This is a genomic window from Microbacterium sp. 13-71-7 (assembly GCF_002257455.1).
Taxonomy (GTDB): domain Bacteria; phylum Actinomycetota; class Actinomycetes; order Actinomycetales; family Microbacteriaceae; genus Microbacterium.
Genome location: NZ_NCKN01000256.1, coordinates 1 through 5,286, shown reverse-complemented (window position 1 = coordinate 5,286; position 5,286 = coordinate 1). Strand labels below are relative to the sequence as shown.

The window sequence follows — 5,286 nt, the reverse complement described above, 5'->3', positions numbered from 1 at the left end:
GACGAGGAGGGCCGCGCGCGGTACTACGCGCTCATCGCCCGCTTCGACGAGGCCCTCGACGCGGCCGTCGGCAACGACTACCTCTCGGCCGCGCTGCGCACCGTGCGCACCCATCTCGTGCGCGTGCGCCGGATGGCGCGGGACAAGCCCGCGCGTCTCGCCGCGAGCGCCGGCGAGCATCGCCTGATCGCCGAGGCGATCGGATCCGGCGACGGCGACCTCGCCGCGCACGCCACCCACGTCCACCTGCATAACGCGCTCGCGAGCATCCTCGACTCGCTGAACACGGAAGAGCACGGCGTTTCGTCTCTGCGTTTCGATTCGCCTTCGGCTCACTCAACGAACGCCGGCTCCGCCGGCGCCCGCTCAACGACCCCGTCCGGAAAGAAGGCCAGAGCATGACCGTCACCCACCACCTCCGCGTGCACCGCAGCGACGAGCAGCTCCCGCGCGAGGGGCAGCTCGCCTGGCGCATCGCCGAGATCGCGGCCGACCCGGTCGAGGTCGACGCCGATGTCGTCGACATGATCATCAACCGCGTGATCGACAACGCGTCCGTCGCGGCCGCCTCGCTCACCCGCGCCCCCGTGAGCGCGGCCCGCCAGCAGGCGCTGGACCACCCGGTCTCGGTGAACGGATCCGGATCCACCGTGTTCGGCTGCGCGCTCGAGCGCCGCACCAGCCCCGAATGGGCCGCGTGGGCGAACGGCGTCGCGGTGCGCGAACTGGACTACCACGACACCTTCCTCGCCGCCGAGTACTCGCACCCCGGCGACAACATCCCGCCGATCCTCGCGGTGGCGCAGCACGTGGGCGCCGACGGCCGCGCGCTCGTCCGCGGCATCGCGACCGGCTATGAGATCCAGGTCGACCTCGTGAAGGCGATCAGCCTGCACGCGCACAAGATCGACCACGTCGCGCACCTCGGACCCTCCGCCGCCGCCGGCATCGGCACCCTGCTCGGCCTCGACGTCGAGACCATCTACCAGGCGGTCGGGCAGGCCCTGCACACCACCACGGCGACGCGGCAGAGCCGCAAGGGCGAGATCTCCACGTGGAAGGCGCACGCCCCCGCCTTCGCGGGCAAGATGGCGGTCGAGGCCGTCGACAGGGCGATGCGCGGGGAGACCTCGCCGAGCCCGATCTACGAGGGCGAGGACGGCGTGGTCGCCTGGATGCTGGACGGCCCGGACGCCTCGTACGACGTGCCGCTGCCCGTGGCGGGCGAGTCCAAGCGCGCGATCCTGGACACCTACACGAAGGAGCACTCGGCCGAGTATCAGGCGCAGGCCTGGATCGACCTCGCCCGGAAGCTGCACAACGAGCGCCCGGAGCTCGCGGATCCCGCGAACGTCGACTCGATCGTGATCCACACCAGCCACCACACGCACTACGTGATCGGATCCGGCGCCAACGATCCGCAGAAGTACGACCCGCACGCGTCCCGCGAGACGCTCGACCACTCGATCCCGTACATCTTCGCGGTGGCCCTGCAGGACGGCAGCTGGCACCACGTCGACTCCTACGCGCCGGAGCGCGCGCGGCGCGAGGACACGGTCGCCCTCTGGCACAAGATCACCACGGCCGAGGACGAGGAGTGGACCCGTCGCTACCACTCGATCGACCCGTCCGAGAAGGCGTTCGGCGGACGCGTCGAGATCCACCTGACGAACGGCGAGACCGTGACGGACGAGATCGCCGTGGCCGACGCGCACCCGCTGGGGGCACGGCCGTTCGCCCGCGAGGACTACATCCGCAAGTTCCGGATCCTCGCGGAGCCCGTGCTCGAGCCGGCGGAGATCGAGCGGTTCCTCGCCCTCGTGCAGCGCCTGCCCGAGCTCACCGCCGAGGAGGTCGCCGAGCTCTCGATCGTCGCGGCCCCCGGCGTGCTCGCCCTGGCGCCCGCGCCCCGGGGCCTGTTCTGATGCGGTGCCTGCCGGGGTCGTTGAGCGAGGACGAGCGCCGCGAGACCGAGACGAGACGCGGTGCGCTCACGAGGGAATGCGTTTCGTCCCGCTTCGCTCGCCCAACGACCCCGTGTGCACGAAGGAGAGACTGATGCTGTACGCCACCACACCGGCCGCGGAGAAGCGGCGGATCCTTCGCGAGCGGCTCGCGGCGGGCGAGCTGCTGCGCTTCCCGGGCGCGTTCAATCCGCTCTCCGCCCGGCTCATCGAGCGCAAGGGCTTCGACGGCGTCTACATCTCCGGCGCCGTGCTGTCGGCGGATCTGGGCCTGCCCGACATCGGCCTCACCACCCTCACCGAGGTGGCGGGGAGGGGGCAGCAGATCGCCCGGATGACCGAGCTGCCGGCCATCATCGACGCCGACACCGGCTTCGGCGAGCCCATGAACGTGGCCCGCACGATCCAGACGCTCGAGGATGCGGGCCTCGCCGGCACCCACATCGAGGACCAGATCAACCCCAAGCGCTGCGGGCACCTCGACGGCAAGGCCGTGGTCGACGAGTCCACGGCGACCAAGCGCATCAGGGCCGCGGTCGACGCCCGGCGGGATCCGAACTTCCTCATCATGGCGCGCACCGACATCCGCGCGGTGGAGGGCATGGACGCCGCGGTCGACCGGGCCAAGGCCCTCGTCGACGCCGGCGCGGACGCGATCTTCCCCGAGGCGATGCGCACCCTCGCCGAGTTCGAGCGGATGGCCTCGGAGCTCGACGTGCCGATCCTCGCGAACATGACGGAGTTCGGCAAGAGCGAGCTCTTCACGACCGAGCAGCTGCGCAGCGCCGGCGTGAGCATCGTGATCTGGCCGGTCTCGATGCTGCGGATCGCGATGGGCGCGACAGGCCGTGCGCTGGATACGCTGAACGAGGAGGGGACTCTGACCTCCGCGCTCGGCGAGATGCAGCACCGGGCGGATCTGTACGACCTCATCGACTACGAGTCGTACAACCACTTCGACACGAACGTCTTCAACTTCACGATCGACACCACCGGGCGTTGAGCGCCCTTCGTCTCGCTGCGCTCGCTCAGGGACCGATAGAGGGTTCCTGAGCGAGGAGCGCAGCGACGAGACGAAGGACGCTCGACGACACGTGAATTGCAAAGGAGCAGCACCATGAGCGACCCCGACATCAAGAAGGGCCTCGCGGGCGTCGTCGTCGACACGACGGCGATCTCGAAGGTCAACCCCGAGACCAACAGCCTGCTCTACCGCGGGTACCCCGTGCAGGAGCTCGCGGCGACCCAGCCGTTCGAGGCCGTCGCCTACCTGCTCTGGAACGGCGAGCTGCCCACCGCCGCACAGCTCGCGGCCCTGCGCGCGACCGAGCGCGAGCACCGTGCGCTCGCCGCCAACGTCAAGGCCGCGATCGACCTGGTGCCGGTCGACGCGCACCCCATGGACGAGATCCGCACGGCGGTCAGCCTGCTCGGCGCCTCGGACGCGGTCGGATCCGGATCCGTGCTGGACGCCAGCGGCACCCCGGAACAGAACCTCGAGCGCAGCATCCGGCTGTTCGCCGCGCTCCCGGCGATCGTCGCCTACGGCCAGCGCCGCCGCCGCGGCGAGGACATCGTCGCCCCGCGCGACGACCTGGACTACTCCGCGAACTTCCTCTGGATGACCTTCGGCACCGAGCCGGATCCGGTCGTCGTCGATGCGTTCAACCGCTCGATGATCCTCTACGCGGAGCACTCCTTCAACGCGTCCACGTTCACGGCGCGCGTCATCACCTCGACGCTGAGCGACCTGTACTCCGCCGTGGTCGGCGCGATCGGCGCGCTCAAGGGGCCGCTGCACGGCGGCGCGAACGAGGCGGTGCTGCACATCTTCGACGAGATCGGCGAGGCGTCGAACGTGAACGCCTGGCTGGACAAGGCGCTCGCCGAGAAGCGCAAGATCATGGGCTTCGGGCACCGCGTCTACAAGAACGGCGACTCCCGCGTGCCGACCATGAAGGCGGCGCTGGACACGCTCGTGGAGCACTACGACCGCCCCGACGTGGAGGAGCTGTACACGACGCTCGCGGACGAGTTCGTCGCGCGCAAGGGGATCCACCCGAACCTCGACTATCCCTCGGGGCCGGCGTACAACCTCATCGGCTTCGACACGCTGACCTTCACGCCGCTGTTCGTGGCGTCGCGGGTCACGGGCTGGACGGCGCACGTCATGGAGCAGGCCGCGTCCAACGCCCTGATCCGCCCGCTCTCGGCCTACGACGGGGTGCCGGAGCGCCACATCGAGCTCTGACGGTTCCCCGGCAGCCCGGCTCAGCCGCCCTGGCCGCCCCGGTTCAGGCCTGCTCCCGTCGCAGAAGATGCCGCTTTCCGCGCTGGAGAGCGGCATCTTCTGCGACGGGAGCGGAGGGGGGACCTCCGGGCAGCGACAGCCCGGGGTGCGGGCGGTGGGACCGGGGCGCGGGGCGCCGGGGCGAGGTCAGCGGTTCAGCCAGTGGCGGAGCGAGCGGGTGACCCAGGGCAGTACCCAGTAGGTCATGATCGGCGTCAGCACGACCGTGGTCGCGAGCACGCGCAGCCAGATCGGCAGGCCGTTCCAGCCGGGCACCGGGCTCATCAGGTACGTGAAGACGAGGTTCACCGGGAAGAAGCCGAGCCAGATCGACACGGCCTGCTTCCATCGGGGCGGCGACGGCGCGACCATGACCGTGGTCGCGCCGGTCGAGGAGGGCACCGAGATCGTCTCGGTCGAGGGCTCGTCGAACCAGCCCTCGATCCCGGTCCGCCGCCGGGTGCGCTCGCTGCGCACGAAGCCTTCGCCCATCGAGAGCCACCACGCGCGCTCCTTCGACGCCTCCCAGGCGTCCAGGGCCGCCTCATCGGCGAAGCGGTAGAGCATGTGCCAGTGGTGCGAGTCCTCGCCGTCGCGCACCCAGCCGGATCCGAGGAAGCCGGGGTGCGAGCTCGCGAGGTTCACTCCCGTCTGCACCCAGGCCGTGGCCTCGGCGATGCGGGCGGGATCGACCTCGCGGCGGATCGATACGGTGATGGGCGCGGATGACGGCGTACCGGACATGGTGGGTCCTTCGGGGGAGTGCGTGCTTGTGGCGTCCCCGAGTGTACGCATCCCGTGTTTCCCGGATGTTGCCGACGGCCGTGGCCCCGGGCAGCACCCCCGGTGGGTGCCGCCGGACCGCCCCAGCTCCCTGGGGCACCCCGGGATCCGCTCCCGTCGCGAAGAGTGCCGCATTCCGGCCGGTTTTCCGGCGTCTTTCGCGACGGGAGCATCCGGCGCGGGAGCATCCGCGACGGGAGTATCCGGCGCGCGAGCGCCGGCGCGGGAGCATCCGAGACGGGAGCATCC

At 70.6% G+C, this 5,286-nt stretch carries 5 protein-coding genes; 4 read left to right on the top strand and 1 reads right to left on the bottom strand.

What is annotated here, in order from left to right; translation table 11 throughout:
- The 4 genes from B7X32_RS18075 to B7X32_RS18060 all read left to right on the top strand — a co-directional run.
- A partial coding sequence (locus tag B7X32_RS18075) for an FCD domain-containing protein (RefSeq protein WP_292722818.1) occupies window positions 1–402 on the top strand: 402 nt, incomplete at its 5' end.
- Window positions 399–1,925 (top strand): MmgE/PrpD family protein, encoded by a 1,527-nt coding sequence (locus B7X32_RS18070; RefSeq protein ID WP_292722815.1) that lies wholly within the window; start codon window positions 399–401, stop codon window positions 1,923–1,925. The genes B7X32_RS18075 and B7X32_RS18070, both read left to right, overlap by 4 nt.
- A gap of 133 nt (window positions 1,926–2,058) precedes the next feature.
- Window positions 2,059–2,967, top strand: coding sequence for a methylisocitrate lyase (gene prpB, locus B7X32_RS18065; protein WP_292722812.1), 909 nt, complete (start codon window positions 2,059–2,061; stop codon window positions 2,965–2,967).
- A gap of 114 nt (window positions 2,968–3,081) precedes the next feature.
- On the top strand, window positions 3,082–4,215 hold the full coding sequence (locus B7X32_RS18060; RefSeq protein ID WP_292722809.1) for a bifunctional 2-methylcitrate synthase/citrate synthase: 1,134 nt from the start codon (window positions 3,082–3,084) through the stop codon (window positions 4,213–4,215).
- A gap of 186 nt (window positions 4,216–4,401) precedes the next feature.
- On the opposite strand, the gene B7X32_RS18055 is transcribed toward B7X32_RS18060, so the two are convergent.
- Window positions 4,402–4,998: an antibiotic biosynthesis monooxygenase gene (locus tag B7X32_RS18055; RefSeq protein ID WP_292722806.1), complete on the bottom strand. Its 597-nt coding sequence runs from the start codon at window positions 4,996–4,998 to the stop codon at window positions 4,402–4,404.
- Window positions 4,999–5,286: the final 288 nt, after the last annotated feature.